Source organism: Mesorhizobium sp. M0296 (assembly GCF_040321675.1).
Taxonomy (GTDB): domain Bacteria; phylum Pseudomonadota; class Alphaproteobacteria; order Rhizobiales; family Rhizobiaceae; genus Mesorhizobium.
This window is the reverse complement of record NZ_JAMYRZ010000017.1, coordinates 16,350-35,279: the sequence shown is the minus strand read 5'-3', so window position 1 is coordinate 35,279 and position 18,930 is coordinate 16,350. Positions and strand designations below refer to the sequence as shown.

The window sequence follows — 18,930 nt, the reverse complement described above, 5'->3', positions numbered from 1 at the left end:
CCGGCGTGCCGGCTGAGATGTCTAGTCTGATGCAGACCAGTGTGGCCGGACTGTTCCGACTCGCCGAGCTTGAACGCCTCGGCATACGCGGCCGGCTGTTGCTCGCCTTTTTCGGGATCAGCGCCCTTGCGGTGCTGGCAACCGCTGCGGCGCTTTATGCCTTCCTCCAGGTTGGCGACGTCGTGGACCGAATTACCACGGATCGAGTGCCGTCGGCGCTCGCCTCCCTCCAGCTGTCGCGCCAGGCCGAACGGGTCGCTGCTGCCGCGCCATCGGTGCTAGCAGCGACAAGCAGGGCTCAGCACAGCGAGGTCTCGGCTGCCGTCGCGCTCGAGATGTCCCGCCTCGAGGCCCTGCGCACGGACCTCCGGGATGCCACGTTGGGCACAGTGCCTTTGGCCGAGATCGAGGAAGCCGCGATTGTTCTGAGGCGCAACCTGAAGGAGCTCGACTCTCTTGTTGTCGCCCGGCTCGACGTGGTCGCCCGCAAGGAGGAGCTCCTGAACCGCCTCGCCGCGACGACGACCGGAAGCCAGCGCCTTGTGGCCACCGGCATCCTAGTAATGGATTCCAGGCTCCCGCAATGGAGGGCGGTCGCGGCCGACACGTCGCTGTCGCCCGATCGACGCGCAGCGGCGATGGCCGACCTGGTCCAGGCGATTGCGGCTTACATTCCCCAGCAGAAGGCGCAGCTGGAGATCTCGGCGGTCAACGACGCGCTGGTGAAGGTCGCGAACGCGCCGACGCCGGGCGACCTGGCGTTGATCCTTTTTCCGCTACGCCGTTCGGTCACTGCTCTTGAAAAGGTTTCCACGGAGATCGACGAAAAGCTGCGGACCCGCTTCCGGCAGCGTGTTGACGAGTTCAGGGGTTTGACCGACGGCGAGGACAGCATCCCCAAGGTGCGGGAGGACGAGTTTGCTGTCCTGGCACAGGGCGAAAGGCTTCTGGCCGAGAACAATCGACTGTCGCGCAATCTCACCGCTGGCGTCGATCGCCTGGTCGCCACGGCAGATCAGGAGATCGCTGCGTCCGGTCGCGAAGCCGCGCTCGTCCAGCGCTACGGCACCGCGGTTGTACTCGGCTCCGCCTTTCTCAGCCTCCTGAGTTCGGTTCTGGTTGTCTGGCTCTATGTCGACCGCAGCCTCCTCGCCCGACTGGGGGCCGTGAGCCAAGGCATGCTCGCGATTGCAGGGGGCAATCTTCGTGCGCCGCTGCCAGCCGCGGGCAGCGACGAAATCGGGCGCATGGCCGAAGCGCTGAGACTCTTCCGGGATACTGCTGTCGAGGTCGAGGAAAAGAACCTGCGCGACGTTGCGGAAGCTCGTCAGCGGCTCATCGATGCCATCGAAAGCATCTCCGAAGGATTCGCTCTGTACGACTGGGAGGACCGGCTCGTCCTCAGCAACAGCCGCTACCGCGAATTGCTCTACACCGGTCTGGAGAGCGAACTGACGCCCGGCACGACATTCGAGCAAATCATTCGCCGATCCGCTGAGCGCGGCTACATCAGGGACGCCGAGGGGCGGGTCGAGGAGTGGGTCGCCGAGCGCCTCTCGCGGCACCGCAACCCTGGCGAACCTTGGGTGCAGAGGCGAGGCGACGGGCGATGGGTCATGGTCAGCGAGCGGCGGATCAGCGCCGGCGGCACGGTCGCCGTCTATTCGGACATCACTGAGCTGAAGCAAAGGGAGGAGAATCTCGCCGAGAAATCCGTGGTTCTGGAGGCGCTTTCCAGCAAGCTGGCGAAGTATCTGGCGCCCCAGGTGTATCGCTCGATATTCACCGGCCGCCAGGAGGTCAGGATCGCCAGCCAGCGGAAGAAACTGACAATATGCTTCTCCGATATCGCCGGCTTTACCGAGACCACTGACAAAATGGAATCCGAGGATCTCACCCAACTCCTCAATCACTATCTGACGGAAATGTCGAAAATTGCTTCGGATCACGGCGCGACGATCGACAAATATGTCGGCGACGCGATCCTGATGTTTTTCGGCGATCCCGAGACTCGCGGCGTCAAGGAGGACGCGCTGGCTTGCGCGCAGATGGCACTTGCAATGCAAAAGCGGATTAGCGAGCTTGCCGAAGTCTGGCGGGACATGGGGATCGAAACACCGCTGCGCTGTCGCATCGGCATCCATACCGACTACTGCACCGTCGGTAACTTCGGCAGCGAGGACCGGATGGACTACACGATAATCGGCGGCGCCGTGAATCTCGCCTCGCGCCTGGAGCAGGAGGCGCCGCCGGGGGCCATCCTCATTTCCTACGAGACGTTTGCGCAAGTGAAGGACGCAATCGACTGTGAGGAACTGGGGCAAGTCCAGATCAAGGGGATCGCCTATCCCGTCGCCACCTACCGCGTCATCGATCTGAAGGCCAATTTGGCGGCCGCTCGTCGTGCTGTTCGAACGGAGCTGCCGCACTTCAGGTTGGAACTTGAACCGGAGCTGATGTCCCCTGACGAGCGTGGCGATGCCGCCAATGCACTTCGAGACGCGCTGGATCGGCTTCGTCACAAGCCTGGGTAGTAGGGCTTGGTCCACAACGACCCCTCCCAATGGACACAAGGAGTGGGATGTGGGACGCCGCTCATTGGCGCTATCGATGCGAAGGTCGCAGAACGGTCGCGGTCAGTCTTCGAACTCGGGCGGAACGTCCGCATCGGAGCCGAGACTTAACATTCACGGCATCACTGGCAAGGTCCGGATATGGCGCTTTGCTGATGTTGAGTAACGTCAGTTTTGGCCTAAACCACCCCAATTAAACAGCCACCCTCCCCTGCACCACCTCCTCCGCATTGGGGTCGCCCGGTGCCGTCGCCCAGGCCAGTTCGACGAGTGTCACCGTCCGCCGGCCAACCCCATCCAGCTGGCAGACGATCAGGCCCTGTTCCTCGATATAGCTCAGCAGGCGCCGGGCGCGGCGTAGCGAGTGCGAGCCGTAGGCGCGAGCGATTGCCGCGTCGCTCGGGCAGGGCCAGCCCTCCTTGGCGGCGCGAGCGATCATCATGAACACGCCTTGCATGTCCTCGGGCAGCAGCGAGGCGCGCGCCGAGACGTCCTGCCAGGCGTCGTCGCCTGCCATGTCGGAGCCGAGGCCGGCACGGGCGCGGGTCAGCATGCGGCGGAACTCGGGCAGGTCCGGCACGACCGAGGCGAGGCCCTCGATGCGGCAGCGGACCACGAACTCCTGATAAAGCACGCCGATGACCCGGAAGCCGGCATCGGGTTGCGCCAGCACGGCGCGCAGCACCCGGTCGACGCGCTCGCGCCGCTCCGCCAAATCCTCGGCGCTGATCGGCGGCTCCACCGCTTCGGGGCGGATTTCCAGCGCCGCCGATTTTGCTGCCATCAGCTGATCGAGCAGGTCCGGCGACGAGCGGCGCTGCGGCCGCACGGTTTCCGGCGGCGGCGCCGCCAGGATGATCGCGCGGGCATCCTCCAACGCCGATTCCGGCAGCGGCATCAGGCGCGGGGTCGCGTTGCGCGGGCTTGTATCTGTCGGGCCGATGCGCAAGCCGAGCGGACGGCGCGACAGCGCCGGGCCGAGCGCCATGAACTGCCCGCGCTCGAGGTCGCGAAAGGCCTCGGCCTGGCGCCGCTCCATGCCGAGAAGGTCGGCGGCGCGCGCCATGTCGATGTCGAGAAAAGTCCGGCCCATGAGGAAATTGGAAGCCTCGGCGGCGACGTTCTTGGCGAGCTTGGCCAGCCGCTGGGTGGCGATAATCCCGGCCAGCCCGCGTTTGCGGCCGCGGCACATCAGATTGCTCATGGCGCCGAGCGAGAGCTTGCGTGCCTCGTCCGAAACCTCGCCGGCGACGGCCGGCGCGAACAGCTGCGCCTCGTCCACCACCACCAGCATCGGGTACCAGTGGTCGCGGGCGACCTCGAAAAGCCCGCCGAGGAAGGCGGCGGCGCGCCGCATCTGGTTCTCGGTGTCGAGCCCCTCGAGATTGAGCACCGTGGAGACGCGGTGGATGCGCGCCCGCTCGCCGGCGCTCTGCAGGCCGCGCTCGGTATGCTCCTCGGCGTCGATCACCAGATGGCCAAAACGGTCGCCCAGCGTCACGAAGTCGCCTTCGGGGTCGATGATGGTCTGCTGCACCCAGGGCGCGCTCTGCTCCAAGAGCCGGCGCAGCAGGTGGGACTTGCCGGAGCCCGAATTGCCCTGCACCAGAAGCCGCGTCGCCAGCAGTTCCTCAAGATCCAGCGCCGCCGGGGCGCCTGCGCTCGTCTGGCCCATCTCGATCGCAACGGTCATGTCTCGAGTCTCCTTGCGGAGAGGGCTTATCAACCGCATCACAGCCCGTCGAGCGCGCCATGGCCGGCGCTCCGTGTTGCGCACAGGCTGGATGTCGCGGACGATCGAGGATACGGAACCGTTTCGATTCGATGAGGCTTGTCTCTTCAGGTCGAAAAGCGGTACCCGCCTTTCACCGGGTGGGCCTGCCTGGCTTTCTGCGAGCCGGCGCGCGCGGCCGCCGCAAGAATGCTCTCCATCAGGTCCTTTTCGCGCAGCGGTTTGCCGAGCAGCGGCACGTCGGGGGGCCGGTCGGCGATCGCGTCGGCATCGGCATATCCCGTTATCATCACCGCCGGCCAATCGGACCGCAGATTGCGGGCGAACCGAATGACCTCCAGGCCCGAGACCAGCGGCATGGCAAAATCGGTGACGATGACATCGAAATCGTACGGCGCCCGCTCGATCATCGCCAGCGCTTCGGCACCGCCCCCGGCACAGGTAACCGCAAAGCCATGTTGGCGAAGCGATTGCGCCGTCAGTTCCCTCAGTGCGTTGCTGTCGTCGATCAGCAGGACCGATGGATAGTCCTCGCCGGCATTCACGACGGTGTCGTTGGCATCGGATTTCTCGGCGATTTCGACCGGACGCTCGATTGAACGCGGCAGCCAGAGCTGGACGGATGTTCCACTGCCGACGGTGCTTTCAATGCGAAGCGTGCCGCCCGATTGCTTGACGAAACCATGCACCGTGCTCAGACCGAGGCCAGTGCCTTTGCCGACCGGTTTTGTGGTGAAGAACGGTTCGACGACCTTGGCGAGAATGTTAGCCGGTATGCCCGACCCCGTGTCCTTGACCGTGACCACGACATAGTCGCCCGCCGAAATATCCTCGGCTGCACTGCCTAGCGTTCGATTTTGCGCCTCCACGATTATCGTGCCGCCGGACGGCATGGCATCGCGCGCGTTGAAGACCAGGTTCATCAGCGCGAGCTCCAGCTGGCTGGCATCGACATGCGCCGGCCACACAGTGTCGTCGACAAGCCAATCGAAACGGATCAGGCCGCCCAGGACCGGGGCCACCAACCCGTTCATTGTATCGCCGAGCGCGGCGAGGCGCACGGCCCGCGGCCTCAGCGTCTGGCGGCGCGAGAAGGCAAGCATGCGGTTGACGAGCTCGGCGCCTTGTTTTGCCGACCGGCGTGTCAGTTCCAGAACCTGCCTGGTCTGTCCGTCGAACTCGGCATGGCGCTCGAGCAATCCCAATCCGCTGAGAATTGCGGCAAGCAGATTGTTGAAATCATGCGCCAGGCCGCCGGTAAGCTTGCCGATCGCGTCGAGGCGCTGCGACTGCAGCAGCTGGTCCTCAAGCTCGCGCCGCTCGGTAACGTCCAGCAATGTGCCGAGGATCTCGGGCTTCCGGCCGTCGGAGCCATTCGACAGGACGCCCTGGTCGAGAAAAATCCGGTAATTGCCGTCGGCGCATTGCCAGCGGAATTCGCAGGTGTAGGAGCCGGTGGCCTTGGCTGCGAGCAGGACCTCCCTCACTCTCGGCAGATCGTCGGGATGAACGCGGCTCAGGCCGAAGCCTGGATCGGCGGTCAGCCGTTCCGCAGGAAAGCCGGTCAGGCGTTCGACCCCTTCGGTGACAAAGCTGGCGCCGAACGGCGGCTCCGCCGCCCTTGCGTGGAAGCAGACCGGAAGAGAGCTCAAAATGGCATGCTGCCGCTCCTGTGCGCTGCGCAGCGCCCGCTCGGCCTCGAGCTTTTCCTTCTGCGCCTGCAGTGCCTGGGCCAGCAGCCGTTGCTCGGCAGCCGCCTTTTGCTGGATTTCGAGCGTCTTCTCATGAAGTTCGACGAACACGGCAACCTTGGAACGCAGCATGGCCGGGTCGAAAGGCTTGAACACGTAATCCACCGCGCCGGCGTCGTAGCCGCGCAGCATGTGCGCGTCTTCCTTGTTGATGGCGGTGAGAAAAATTATCGGCGTTCGCCTGGATTGCTCGCGCTGGCGGATCAATCCCGCGGTCTCGTAGCCATCCAGCCGGGGCATCAGCACGTCCAGCAGGATGACTGCGAAATCCTCCTTCAGCAGTGCGCGCAGCGCTTCTTCGCCCGACTGCACGCAGACGACTTCACCGATAGGGGCCAGAACCTCGCCGATCGCCAGCAGATTGCGCTCGTCGTCATCCACGGCCAGGATGCGCGCCTTTGCCGGCCCCGCTGCCGGCGCCATGACCTCCAGCTTCCTTGCTCCGTTTCTCGATAGCTTCTGCATCGAGCGGCCGTCAGTTCACTGCCATGAGCATCTTTTCCGGACCATGGACACGGGATCGCGAACGGCCGATCCAGACACGCAGCAATGCCAACAGCAGATCGAGGTCGACAGGCTTGGCGATGTAGTCGGAGGCGCCGGCATCGAGGCACTTCTGCCGGTCGCCCTTCATTGCCTTCGCTGTGACCGAGATCAACGGGATATGGGCGATCGCCGGCATGCTGCGGATCTGCCGCATCGTCTCGTAGCCATCCATTTCCGGCATCATGATATCGATCAGTGCCGCATCGATGTCCGGGCTCTGCTCCAGAAGCGCGATACCTTCCCGGCCGCGCTCCGCATGCAGCACCTGGATGTCATAGGTCTCGAGAACGCTGGTAAGCGAATAGATGTTGCGGATGTCGTCGTCGACGATGAGGACCTTTGCGCCGGCGAGGTCGAATTTGTCCGGCTGTTCGGCTGCCGCACCATCGTTTTCGTGGCCTCGCCCGGGGAGTGTTGCCGACATCAGGAGAGCCAGCTGCGCGAAATTCTCCGCCCGCGGAACATCCGCCAATGCCGGATGCAAGGCGAGCGACTGTTGCAGCGCTTCCGGATGAGGCGCAAAGAACAGCAGTCGCGACACCGACTGCCCGAACAGGATGGCAATCTCATCCAGCATCTGGGCGTTGTCCTTGGCCGAGCGGCCAAAGCCGAGCACAACGGCATCATAGTTGGCGATGCCGATTTCGTCCGCATTCGCCGCGACGCGGCCGATCGCCGTAACCGAGGTGACGCCGTCGCGGATCGCCTCGATCAGCGAAAGGCGGCGCTCGGGATCGGGATCGGCAATCAGGACGCGGCTCTGGACGCGGAGCTTTCTGGAATGAATATCCTGGAAGACCTTCATCAGTTCGTCCGACGATACGGGCTTGGTTGAAATGCTGAATGCACCCTTGCGGGCAAGCACCTCGATGTCTTCGGCGCCCGAGATGACATGAACGGGAATGTCCTTGGTTTTCGGGTCATGGCGAAGCAGATCGAACAACACCCAGCCGTCGATATCCGATAGTCCGAGATCGAGCGTAATCGCGTCGGGAACCAGCTTGCGTGCCAAAGCCAGCGTGCCGGAGCCCGCGGTCGACAGGACGCCTTTCAGCCCGGCCGAACGTGCAAGGCCGAGCAGCAAACCGCCGAAGGTCGGGTCGTCCTCGACGATCAGCACGACCCGATCTTCCGACGAGATCGTATCGCGGTCATCGAGCAATTCGGAGGACGGCGGGCTCGGCTGCGCTGTCGTCGCGGCCACCTCCATCGCCGGCAGCAACGCCGCTTGCGGGGCCAAGGCCATCCGGGGTCCGTCGAATGGAATGACCAGAGTGAACGTCGAACCCTTGCCCGGCGTGCTCTCGACCCGCAATTCGCCGCCGAGCAGCCGGGCAATCTCGCGGCTGATCGAGAGCCCAAGCCCGGTGCCGCCATATTTGCGGCTTGTGGTGCCGTCGGCCTGCTGGAAGGCCTCGAAAATCAGCTTCTGCTTGTCCTGCGGAATACCGATGCCGGTATCGGTGACCACGATCGCGAGCGCCTCCATCGGTTGCGCCGAAACGTTGTGACGGCCCGTCTTTTCGGCCCGGAAATTCAAGCGAACCTCGCCTTGCGAGGTGAACTTGAAGGCGTTCGACAAAAGGTTGAGCACGATCTGCTGCAATCGCTTCTCGTCGGTGCGGACGGTCTCCGGAAGCTCGGGATCGACGTTGATGGTGAAGCCAAGCCCCTTGTCGGTCGCCAGCTGCCGGAAGGTTCGCTCCATGTGCTGGCGAAGATGCACCACCGGCATGTCGTTGATGTCGATCGAGACGGTGCCCGATTCGATCTTCGACAGGTCGAGGATGTCGTTGATCAGGCTCAAAAGGTCGGTGCCGGCCGAATTGATGGTGCGCGCGAACTCGACCTGCTTGTCGTTGAGATTGCCCTGCTGGTTGGTTGCGAGCAGGTTTGAAAGGATGAGCAGCGAGTTCAGCGGCGTGCGCAGTTCGTGGCTCATATTGGCGAGGAATTCCGACTTGTATTTCGAGGTAAGCGCCAGCTGCTCGGCCTTCTCCTCCAGCGCCCGCCGCGCCATCTCGATTTCCAGGTTCTTGTTCTCCACCTGCTTCTTTTCGTTCTCGAGCAGCTGCGCCTTTTCCTGCAGCTCCTCGTTGGTGGCGTGCAGCTCTTCCTGCTTTTTGGTCAGCTCGGTCTGACGCGCCTGCAATTCCGAGGTCAGCAGTTGCGACTGCTTGAGCAGGCCTTCGGTGCGCATGGTGGCGGCGATGGTGTTGAGAACGATGCCGACGGATTCCATCAGCTGGTTGAGGAACGACTGGTGCGTGTCGCGGAATTCGCTGAACGAGGCGAGTTCGATGACGGCCTTCACCTCGTCCTCGAACAGAGCCGGAAGAATGATCACGTTCGCCGGCGCGGCATTGCCAAGGCCGGAGGTAACGCGCAGGAAATTCGGCGGCACATTGTCCAGCATGATGGCGCGCTTGTCGGCGGCACTCTGCCCGACAAGCCCTTCACGCAGATCGAGGCGTTGCTTGATTTCCGCCTTGCTTTCGGCGCCATAGGAGGCGGCGAGCTCCAGATAGAATTCATCCTCGTCGCGGTTGGTCACATAGAACACGCCATATTGCGCATTCACCAGCGGGGCGAGTTCGGACATGATGAGGCGCGAGATCGTGGCCAGGTCGCGCTCGCCCTGCAGCATGCGCGAGAAGCGGGCGAGATTGGTCTTCAGCCAGTCCTGCTCGGCATTCTTCAGCGTCTGGTCCTTCAAATTGCGGATCATCTCGTTGATGTTGTCTTTCAGCGCCGCCACCTCGCCGGAGGCCTGGACGCTGATCGAGCGGGTCAGATCGCCCTTGGTCACCGCCGTCGACACCTCGGCGATGGCGCGCACCTGAGTGGTCAGGTTGGCCGCGAGCTGATTGACGTTGTCGGTCAGGTCGCGCCAAAGGCCGGCAGCGCCGGGCACCCGGGCCTGGCCGCCGAGCTTGCCTTCGATGCCCACTTCGCGGGCGACGTTGGTCACCTGGTCGGCGAAGGTCGCCAGCGTCTCGATCATGCCGTTGATGGTGTCGGCGAGCGAGGCGATCTCGCCCTTGGCATCGACCGTCAGCTTGCGCTTGAGATTGCCTTGCGCGACCGCGGTCACGACATCGGCGATGCCGCGCACCTGGTTGGTCAGGTTCGTCGCCATCAGGTTGACGTTGTCGGTCAGGTCCTTCCAGGTACCGGCGACGCCCTCGACCCGCGCCTGGCCGCCGAGCTTGCCCTCGGTGCCGACCTCGCGGGCGACACGCGTCACTTCGCCGGCAAAGGAGTTCAGCTGGTCGACCATGGTGTTGATCGTCGATTTCAGCTCCAGGATCTCGCCCTTGACGTCGACGGTGATCTTCTTCGACAGGTCGCCGCGCGCCACAGCGGTGGTCACCTCGGCGATGTTGCGGACCTGGCCGGTCAGGTTCTCGGCCATTGAATTCACATTATCGGTCAGATCCTTCCAGGTGCCGGCAACGCCGCGCACCTGCGCCTGGCCGCCGAGCTTGCCTTCAGTGCCGACCTCGCGCGCAACGCGCGTCACCTCCGAGGCAAAGGAATTCAGCTGGTCGACCATCGTATTGATGGTGTCCTTGAGCTCGAGGATCTCGCCGCGCACATCGACCGTGATCTTCTTCGACAGGTCGCCCAGCGCCACCGCAGTCGTCACCTCGGCGATGTTGCGCACCTGGCCGGTGAGGTTGGCAGCCATCGCATTGACGTTGTCGGTCAAATCTTTCCAGGTGCCGGCAACGCCGCGCACCTGCGCCTGGCCGCCGAGCTTGCCGTCGGAACCGACTTCGCGCGCCACGCGCGTCACCTCGGAGGCGAAGGAATTCAGCTGGTCGACCATCGTGTTGATGACGTCCTTGATCTGCAGGATCTCGCCCAATGCATCGACGGTGATCTTCTGGGTCAAATCGCCGGTCGCAATTGCCGTCGCCACCTTGGAGACGTCGCGCAACTGCACGGTCAGATTGCCGGCCATGGCGTTGACGTTGTCGGTCAGGTCCTTCCAGGTGCCGCCGACACCCTCGACATGCGCCTGACCGCCGAGCTTGCCTTCCGACCCCACTTCGCGCGCCACACGCGTCACTTCCGAGGCGAAGGAATTGAGCTGGTCGACCATCGTGTTGACGGTATCCTTGAGCTCCAGGATTTCGCCCTTGACGTCGACGGTGATCTTCTTCGACAGGTCGCCACGGGCAACGGCGGTCGTCACCTCGGCGATATTGCGGACCTGGCCGGTCAGGTTGGCGGCCATCAGGTTGACGTTATCGGTCAGGTCCTTCCAGGTGCCGCCGACGCCCTTCACTTCGGCCTGGCCGCCGAGCTTGCCCTCGGTGCCGACCTCGCGGGCCACACGCGTCACTTCCGAAGCGAAGGAATTGAGCTGGTCGACCATCGTGTTGATGGTGTCCTTGAGCTCGAGGATTTCGCCCTGCACGGCGACAGTGATCTTCTTCGACAAGTCGCCCGAAGCGACGGCGGTCGTCACCTCGGCGATGTTGCGGACCTGGCCGGTCAGGTTCTCGGCCATCGAATTGACGTTGTCGGTCAGGTCCTTCCAGGTGCCGGCGACGCCGCGCACCTGCGCCTGGCCGCCGAGCTTGCCCTCGGTGCCGACCTCGCGGGCGACGCGCGTCACCTCGCCGGCAAATGAATTCAGCTGGTCGACCATGGTGTTGATAGTCGATTTCAGCTCGAGGATCTCGCCCTTGACGTCGACGGTGATCTTCTTCGACAGGTCGCCCAGCGCCACAGCCGTCGTCACCTCGGCTATATTGCGCACCTGGCCGGTCAGGTTCTCGGCCATCAGGTTGACGTTGTCGGTCAGGTCCTTCCAGGTGCCGCCGACACCTTCGACGCGCGCCTGGCCGCCGAGCTTGCCTTCTGTACCGACTTCGCGCGCGACGCGCGTCACTTCCGAGGCGAAGGAATTGAGCTGGTCGACCATCGTGTTGATGGTGTTCTTGAGTTCGAGGATTTCGCCTTTCACGTCGACGGTAATCTTCTTCGACAGGTCGCCGGAAGCGACGGCGGTCGTCACCTCGGCGATGTTGCGCACCTGCCCGGTCAGGTTCGTCGCCATCGCGTTGACGTTGTCGGTCAGGTCCTTCCAGGTCCCGGCCACACCTTTCACGCGGGCCTGGCCGCCGAGCTTGCCTTCGGTGCCGACCTCGCGCGCCACGCGCGTCACTTCCGAGGCGAAGGAGGCCAGTTGCCCGACCATGGTGTTGACTATCTTGCCGATGCGCAGAAACTCGCCGCGCAGCTGCCGGCCGTCGATTTCGACCATCATCGTCTGCGACAGGTCACCCTTGGCCACCGCGCCGATGACGCGCGCCACTTCGGCCGTCGGCTGAACCATGTCCTCGATCAGATCGTTGACGGAACGGACGCTCGATTCCCAGCTGCCGGTGGCGTTGCGGACACGGCCGCGTTCGCCGATCCGGCCATCCTTGCCGACGACCTTGCTGAGGCGCTCAAACTCGCGCGTGACCTGATCGTTGAGCTCGACGATTTCGTTGAAGGTGTCGGCGATCTCCGAATCGAGGCCAGAATAGATATTGTCGATGCGAACGGAGAAGTCACCGCTCCGAAAAGCCTTCAGCGCGTTCAGTATTTGACGGTGGTCCAATTGCCTTGTGGATGCAAGCACGCTCACAGCGCCCCTCCCAGCTCACGGATTTCTTAAATGTCCTGGTGAAACTGTCCCCTGCGGCCGACACAACTCCCCGCAAGCGCAAGAACGCGGCATGCTCGATTTGGTTCCAGACGAAATTGCCGCTATGCGGCAGGAATTTCGCAGCCGCATTCACGAAACGACGAGCAACAAAGATCCATAATGATTGTATCGATCAATATTTCTGCCCAACGGAACATCTCGAAAAAACTCTCGTTGGTATAGATCGCGATATAGCGATGCAACTCGATGGAGACACTAAGATGATGAAAATTCTCTCTGCATCCCTACTTGCTATCGGCCTGGCCACATCTGCCATGGCACAATCCATGGGCTCCGGGACCGGTAACGACCCCAATACCGGCGTCAACACAGGCACTTCCGGCGGCAACACCGGGACTGGCAGCGCAACTACCCCGAACACGATCGATCCGAACGCAACGAGCGCCACCACGCCGCAGACAAACGGTATGGAGGACCGCTGTAAGGATACGGCGAGCAGCGATACCGACAACAATACCCCCAGCGGCGCCATGACGTCGGATATGCAGAACTGCAACAAGTAACGGCGTTTTGCTCAGCCGTCATTTCAGCCCGCTGCCTGGTCCAGACCGGTGCTCGCGGTTCAAACCACAGCCAGAAACATGCACAGACCGGGCACGGGCTCATTACTTCTGAATGGATCGGCGAGCCCAAGTAGAGCGGCCGATTACACTAGTCTCAGCTGGGTTCTGCGATAGGCGGCGGCCAGCCCGGACGGGCGGGCGTTCTGCTGATTTTCGCGGAGAGAACTGGTGGAGCCAATCGGAATCGAACCGACGACCTCTTGAATGCCATTCAAGCGCTCTCCCAACTGAGCTATGGCCCCACTCCGGCAGTTCACCGGCGCCGTTTCCGGCGAAGAGATCCGGCGCGGGTTCTAGACCGCGCCGTTAGTGAAGGCGGCTTCTAACCCCGCCTTCAGTCAATATCAAGCCTTCAAGAACCGCTTTTTCTAGGCAGCGCCGCGAAAGCCGGCGAATGCGGTTCGCTCAGACTTCGTCGTCGTCTTCGCCGACGCCGATCATGTCGGCAACGTCGTCGTCTTCTTCCTCCTCGTCGGCGAGGAACGTGTCATCCTCGTCATCGCCAAGGTCAACGTCGTCTTCGTCATCGCCGAGATCGGGAAGCTCGTCGGCCTTCGCGTCCTCGTCCGCCTCTTCGAGCGAGACGACCTCGACGCCCTCTTCCTCCTCGGCGTCCACTTCCTTCTCGGCAACTTCCTCTTCCTCCTCGAGGGCGGCGATCTTGCCTTCTTCGAAATAGGAGCGCGGATAGCTCTTGCCCGTGTAAGGCGAGACGATCGGGTCCTTGTTCAAGTCATAGAATTTTCGACCCGTCTCCGGGTCGATGCGTTTGGTGCCAAGTTCGGGTTTTGCCACAGCAAGCCTCGTCGATGAAAGTTTGGTCCCCTTAACCAGAGTTTACGGCGCTGTCAAAGCGAAAAGCCGGCGTCCCAAAAAGCTTGAATTCGAAGGCCTTCATACCAAGGGGATGACCATTTCGGTACGCCATGATAGGAGACCCCGCAAACCAGCAGAAAATGGCCGGCCGCCGGCGTTTCCAGGAAAGAACCATGTCGCACACTGCCGCCCCGAAGCAGGCCACCGCCCGCAAATCATCTGGCCTTTCAGGCGCGGCACGGGTGCCGGGCGACAAGTCGATCTCGCACCGCTCGTTTATGTTCGGTGGCCTGGCCTCCGGCGAAACCCGCATCACCGGGCTGCTGGAAGGCGAGGATGTGATGCGTACGGGCGCTGCCATGAAGGCCATGGGCGCCCATATCGAGAAGCATGGCACTGAGTGGGTGATCCGCGGTACCGGCAACGGCGCGCTGCTGCAGCCGGAAGGCCCGCTCGATTTCGGCAATGCCGGCACGGGCTCACGCCTCACCATGGGCCTGGTCGGCACCTATGACATGGAAACCACCTTCATCGGCGACGCCTCGCTGTCCGGCCGGCCGATGGGCCGGGTGCTCGAACCGCTCCGCCAGATGGGCGTGCAGGTGCTGAAGGCGACGCCCGGCGACCGCATGCCGATCACGCTGCACGGGCCCAAGCACGCCGCGCCGATCACCTACCGCGTGCCGATGGCATCGGCGCAAGTCAAGTCGGCGGTGCTGCTGGCCGGGCTGAACACGCCGGGGATCACCACCGTCATCGAGCCGGTTATGACGCGCGACCATACCGAAAAAATGCTCAAGGGGTTCGGCGCCAATTTGTCGGTCGAGACCGACGAGCGCGGCGTGCGCCACATTTTCATCGAAGGCCAGGGCAAGCTCACGGGACAGACGATCGCGGTGCCGGGCGACCCCTCCTCGGCCGGCTTTCCGCTGGTGGCGGCGCTGATCGTGCCGGGCTCAGACATTACCATCGAAAACGTGCTGATGAACCCGACCCGCACTGGACTTCTGCTGACGCTGCAGGAAATGGGCGCCCGGATCGACATTCTCGAGCGCCGCAATGAAGGCGGCGAAGACGTCGCCGACCTGCGCGTGCGTTACTCCGAGCTGAAAGGCGTCACAGTACCGCCGGAACGGGCGCCGACGATGATCGACGAGTATCCGGTGCTTGCCGTGGCGGCCAGCTTCGCCGAGGGCGAAACGCTGATGCTTGGCCTGGAAGAGCTGCGCGTGAAGGAATCCGACCGGCTGTCGGCAGTGGCCGAAGGGCTGAAGCTCAACGGCGTCGATTGCAGCGAAGGCGAGGCCTCGCTTGTCGTGCGCGGAAAACCCGGCGGTAAGGGCCTCGGCCAACACCCCAACGGGCAGGGCACCATCGTCCAGACCCATCTCGACCACCGCATCGCCATGAGCTTCCTGGTGATGGGGCTGGCGACGGAAAAACCGGTGACCATCGACGACCAGGCGATGATCGCAACGAGCTTTCCGGAGTTCATGGGCCTGATGACGGGGCTGGGGGCGGAGATCGAGTAGCTTGATAGCAATCAAGAGCCTTGGGGGTTGGGGTCAAACTGGAACGTCGGCGGGACAGCGCCCCCCTCTGTCCTGCCGGACATCTCCCCCACCAGGAGGGAGATTGGCAGCTTCGGCGCTCCGCTCAATCCTGCGACGTAGACAATTGGCGAAAGCCGCGATGGCCGCCGATCTCCCCCCAAGTGGGGGAGATGTCGGGCAGGACAGAGGGGGGCGCGAAGGATCGCCACGCCTATCTGGATCATTGCGCTTTTCGATTCCGGTGGGCGGCCAATGACCTCAACTTTCACCATCGCCATCGACGGACCTGCCGGCGCCGGCAAAGGCACCCTCGCTCGGCGACTCGCCGATCACTACCGGCTGAACCTGCTCGACACCGGCCTTACCTATCGCGCGGTGGCGCATGCGCTGCTCCGGCTCGGCCTGCCGCTCGACAATGTTTCGGCCGCTGAAACCGCGGCCCGGCAGGTCGATCTGGCAAAGCTCGACCGGACGGTGCTGGCGGCACACGCCGTCGGAGAGGCTGCCTCGAAAGTGGCTGTCATCCCGTCGGTACGGCGCATCCTGGTCGACAAGCAGCGTGCATTCGCAAGAACACCGCCTGGCGCGGTGCTCGACGGCCGCGACATCGGCACTGTCGTCTGTCCCAATGCCGACGTGAAGCTCTATGTCACGGCCAGTGCCGAAGTGCGGGCAAAGCGGCGGCTGGATGAAATCGAGAGCATCGGCGGCACCGCTAATTTCGATGAAATCCTTGCCGATATCGTGCGCCGCGACGAGCGCGACATGGGCCGCATGGACTCGCCCTTGAAGCCGGCCGCCGATGCGCACTTGCTCGACACGTCGGAAATGGCTATAGAAGCCGCGTTTCTGGCAGCTCAGGCGATCATCGACGATGTCCTGGCCAAGAGAAACGAAGCCTGAGCCGGGTTTTCCTGCCGCCGCCGATTGCCGGCGACAAAAAGACTTCCCATATCGGGTATGAACCAGCCTGCCAGCATTCTTCATGCGCCGGAATTGCCGCTCAAGGGCGGCCAAGGGCTTTTTGCCCGGAACGCTGGCAGGCCAACGCAACGCTAACCCACGGCGCCCGCCCCGCGACAGATTGCGGGGCATTCCAGGAGAAACTATGTCAGTTGCAAATCCCACTCGCGATGATTTCGCGAGCCTGCTCGAAGAATCATTTTCCGCCGGCCATTCCGGCGAAGGCCAGGTCGTCAAGGGCATCATCACCGCCATTGAGAAGGACATGGCCATCATCGACGTCGGCCTCAAGGTCGAAGGCCGCGTGCCGCTGAAGGAATTCGGCGTCAAGGGCAAGGACACGACGCTCAAGGTCGGCGACACGGTCGAGGTCTATGTCGAGCGTATCGAGAACGCGCTTGGCGAAGCCATGCTGTCGCGCGAAAAGGCCCGCCGCGAAGAGAGCTGGGTCCGTCTCGAAGAGAAGTTCACCAAGGGCGAACGCGTCGAAGGCGTCATCTTCAACCAGGTCAAGGGCGGCTTCACCGTCGACCTCGACGGTGCCGTGGCCTTCCTGCCGCGCAGCCAGGTCGACATCCGCCCGATCCGCGACGTCTCGCCGCTGATGCACAACCCGCAGCCCTTCGAGATCCTCAAGATGGATCGCCGCCGCGGCAACATCGTGGTGTCGCGCCGCACCGTGCTCGAGGAAAGCCGCGCCGAACAGCGTTCGGAAATCGTGCAGAACCTCGAAGAAGGCCAGGTGGTCGAAGGCGTCGTCAAGAACATCACCGACTATGGTGCGTTCGTCGACCTCGGCGGCATCGACGGCCTTCTGCACGTCACCGACATGGCATGGCGCCGCGTCAACCATCCGACCGAAATCCTCAATATTGGCCAGACGGTCAAGGTGCAGATCATCCGCATCAACCAGGAAACCCACCGCATCTCGCTCGGCATGAAGCAGCTCGAGAGCGATCCGTGGTCCGAGATCGGCACCAAGTTCCCGATCGGCAAGAAGATCAAGGGTACCGTCACCAACATCACCGACTACGGCGCGTTCGTCGAGCTGGAGCCGGGCATCGAAGGCCTCATCCACGTTTCGGAAATGTCGTGGACCAAGAAGAACGTGCATCCCGGCAAGATCCTGTCGACGACGCAGGAAGTCGACGTGGTGGTGCTCGAAGTCGATCCGGCCAAGCGCCGCATCTCGCTCGGCCTCAAGCAGACGCTGGAGAACCCGTGGGAGGCCTTCGCGCGCAGCCACCCGGTCGGCAGCCAGGTTGAGGGCGAGGTCAAGAACAAGACCGAGTTCGGCCTGTTCATCGGCCTCGAAGGCGACGTCGACGGCATGGTCCACCTTTCCGACCTCGACTGGACCCGTCCGGGCGAGCAGGTGATCGAAGAGTACAATCGCGGCGACATGGTCAAGGCGCAGGTGCTCGACGTCGACATAGACAAGGAGCGCATCTCGCTCGGCATCAAGCAGCTGGCCAAGGACACGGTCGGCGAAGCAGCGACGTCAGGCGAACTGCGCAAGAACGCAGTCGTCACCTGCGAGGTTATCGGCGTGAAGGATGGCGGTCTGGAAGTGCGGCTGGTCGACAGCGGCATCGAGACCTTCATCAAGCGCTCCGATCTCAGCCGTGACCGCGACGAGCAGCGCCCCGAGCGCTTCACCGTCGGCCAGAAAGTCGACGCCCGCGTCATCGCCTTCGACAAGAAGACCCGCAAGCTGCAGGTCTCGATCAAGGCCCTGGAAATCGCCGAAGAGAAGGAAGCGGTCGCCCAATACGGTTCGACCGACTCCGGCGCTTCGCTGGGCGATATTTTGGGTGCCGCGCTGAAGAAGCAGGGCAGCTAAGCCAACACCGCGCCTCGCGCGGGTTATAAACGAAACAAAAGCCCCGCCGGAACGATCCGGCGGGGCTTTTGCTTGTGACCTTTTGCTTGCGACGGACCGCAGGCTCAGGCCCGGCCGTAGAGTGGCACCAGCGTGCCGCTGATCGCCATGTTGGCCGGCGAGGCGAGATAGGCAATGGCCTCGGCGGCCGCTTCAAGGCTGACCCATCTGCTGAAATCTGCGTTCGGCATGTCAGCCCGGTTGGCCGGCGTGTCGAGCGTCGAGGGCGCCACGGCGTTGACCAGGATGCCGTTGCCCTTCAGCTCTTCGGCTATCGCCACGGTCATCGCGGCGACTGCCGCCTTGGCGGCGGCGTAGGCCACCTTGCCGGAGCCGCGCCGCGGATCGAGCCCGGCTCGCGCGGTGACATTGACGATGCGGCCCGGCACGGAAGATTCCAGCATCGAGCGTATCGCCGCGCGGCAGCACAGGAAGGTGGTGCGGGCATTGGTGTCCATCATCTCGGCGAAGGAGGCGGGCTCGATCTTCTCGACCGGCGCGGCGGTGAAGCCGCCGGCCAGATGCACCGATGCCCATAAATTCGGAACGCTGGCATAGAAGGCGTCGACCTTGGCAGGGTCGGCAAGGTCGACATTGTGCGCCAGCCTGACGCGGTCATGCGCCGGAAAGGGAAAATGCGCAGGCGCGGCAGCGTGGGCATTGGGCACATGGCAGATCGCGCCCTGCTCCAGCAGTTTTCCTACGACCGCGCCGCCAAGGGCACCGGTGCCGCCGGTCACCACGATATGTCTGCCGTCCAGTGTTTCCGTCATATTCGACCGCTCCGTCATTGCGCGCCGCCGATGCGGAAGGTCGCGCCTTT

10 protein-coding genes and 1 tRNA gene are annotated in these 18,930 nt (G+C 63.4%); 5 read left to right on the top strand and 6 right to left on the bottom strand.

The window, feature by feature from the left end:
* Positions 1 to 29: 29 nt before the first annotated feature.
* A complete protein-coding gene (locus tag NKI97_RS17750) occupies positions 30 to 2,534 on the top strand; it encodes an adenylate/guanylate cyclase domain-containing protein (protein ID WP_352835596.1) in 2,505 nt (834 codons plus the stop codon).
* A 232-nt stretch (positions 2,535 to 2,766) separates the two neighbouring features.
* Here the strand turns inward: NKI97_RS17750 and NKI97_RS17745 are convergent, their stop codons facing one another.
* The 3 genes from NKI97_RS17745 to NKI97_RS17735 form a co-directional block, all read right to left on the bottom strand.
* Complete coding sequence (locus NKI97_RS17745; protein ID WP_352835593.1) at positions 2,767 to 4,266, bottom strand: helicase HerA domain-containing protein; 1,500 nt, start codon at positions 4,264 to 4,266, stop codon at positions 2,767 to 2,769.
* Between the two features lie 146 nt (positions 4,267 to 4,412).
* A complete protein-coding gene (locus tag NKI97_RS17740; RefSeq protein ID WP_352835590.1) occupies positions 4,413 to 6,479 on the bottom strand; it encodes a PAS domain-containing hybrid sensor histidine kinase/response regulator in 2,067 nt (688 codons plus the stop codon).
* A gap of 52 nt (positions 6,480 to 6,531) precedes the next feature.
* Entirely contained in the window at positions 6,532 to 12,243 is a 5,712-nt protein-coding gene (locus NKI97_RS17735) for a HAMP domain-containing protein (RefSeq protein WP_352747284.1), read from the bottom strand.
* A gap of 287 nt (positions 12,244 to 12,530) precedes the next feature.
* On the opposite strand from NKI97_RS17735, the gene NKI97_RS17730 reads away from it, so the two are divergent.
* The gene (locus NKI97_RS17730) at positions 12,531 to 12,833 is read left to right on the top strand and encodes a hypothetical protein (protein WP_352835588.1); all 303 of its coding nucleotides are present in this window, start codon (positions 12,531 to 12,533) and stop codon (positions 12,831 to 12,833) included.
* Positions 12,834 to 13,059: 226 nt separating this feature from the next.
* Here NKI97_RS17730 and NKI97_RS17725 read toward each other — a convergent pair.
* Positions 13,060 to 13,135, bottom strand: a tRNA-Ala gene (locus tag NKI97_RS17725).
* Between the two features lie 163 nt (positions 13,136 to 13,298).
* Positions 13,299 to 13,688, bottom strand: coding sequence for a TIGR02300 family protein (locus NKI97_RS17720; protein ID WP_023676282.1), 390 nt, complete (start codon positions 13,686 to 13,688; stop codon positions 13,299 to 13,301).
* Positions 13,689 to 13,882: 194 nt separating this feature from the next.
* On the opposite strand from NKI97_RS17720, the gene aroA reads away from it, so the two are divergent.
* From aroA to rpsA, 3 genes are all read left to right on the top strand, one after another.
* Positions 13,883 to 15,241 carry a 3-phosphoshikimate 1-carboxyvinyltransferase gene (aroA, locus tag NKI97_RS17715; RefSeq protein ID WP_352835585.1) on the top strand — a complete coding sequence of 453 codons (1,359 nt, stop codon included), beginning with the start codon at positions 13,883 to 13,885 and terminating at the stop codon, positions 15,239 to 15,241.
* A gap of 273 nt (positions 15,242 to 15,514) precedes the next feature.
* A complete protein-coding gene (cmk, locus tag NKI97_RS17710; RefSeq protein WP_352448426.1) occupies positions 15,515 to 16,165 on the top strand; it encodes a (d)CMP kinase in 651 nt (216 codons plus the stop codon).
* 205 nt (positions 16,166 to 16,370) lie between these two features.
* The gene (gene rpsA, locus NKI97_RS17705; protein ID WP_023676278.1) at positions 16,371 to 18,068 is read left to right on the top strand and encodes a 30S ribosomal protein S1; all 1,698 of its coding nucleotides are present in this window, start codon (positions 16,371 to 16,373) and stop codon (positions 18,066 to 18,068) included.
* 104 nt (positions 18,069 to 18,172) lie between these two features.
* On the opposite strand, the gene NKI97_RS17700 is transcribed toward rpsA, so the two are convergent.
* The gene (locus NKI97_RS17700; protein WP_352453685.1) at positions 18,173 to 18,880 is read right to left on the bottom strand and encodes an SDR family NAD(P)-dependent oxidoreductase; all 708 of its coding nucleotides are present in this window, start codon (positions 18,878 to 18,880) and stop codon (positions 18,173 to 18,175) included.
* Positions 18,881 to 18,930: the final 50 nt, after the last annotated feature.

What these genes read in the sequence shown, in the direction of transcription:
- NKI97_RS17745 (WP_352835593.1), bottom strand. Translation starts at nt 4,266, where the DNA reads ATGACCGTTGCGATCGAGATGGGCCAGACGAGCGCAGGCGCCCCGGCG.
- aroA (WP_352835585.1), top strand. Translation starts at nt 13,883, where the DNA reads ATGTCGCACACTGCCGCCCCGAAGCAGGCCACCGCCCGCAAATCATCT.
- NKI97_RS17730 (WP_352835588.1), top strand. Translation starts at nt 12,531, where the DNA reads ATGATGAAAATTCTCTCTGCATCCCTACTTGCTATCGGCCTGGCCACA.
- cmk (WP_352448426.1), top strand. Translation starts at nt 15,515, where the DNA reads ATGACCTCAACTTTCACCATCGCCATCGACGGACCTGCCGGCGCCGGC.
- NKI97_RS17750 (WP_352835596.1), top strand. Translation starts at nt 30, where the DNA reads ATGCAGACCAGTGTGGCCGGACTGTTCCGACTCGCCGAGCTTGAACGC.
- NKI97_RS17740 (WP_352835590.1), bottom strand. Translation starts at nt 6,479, where the DNA reads ATGGCGCCGGCAGCGGGGCCGGCAAAGGCGCGCATCCTGGCCGTGGAT.
- rpsA (WP_023676278.1), top strand. Translation starts at nt 16,371, where the DNA reads ATGTCAGTTGCAAATCCCACTCGCGATGATTTCGCGAGCCTGCTCGAA.
- NKI97_RS17700 (WP_352453685.1), bottom strand. Translation starts at nt 18,880, where the DNA reads ATGACGGAAACACTGGACGGCAGACATATCGTGGTGACCGGCGGCACC.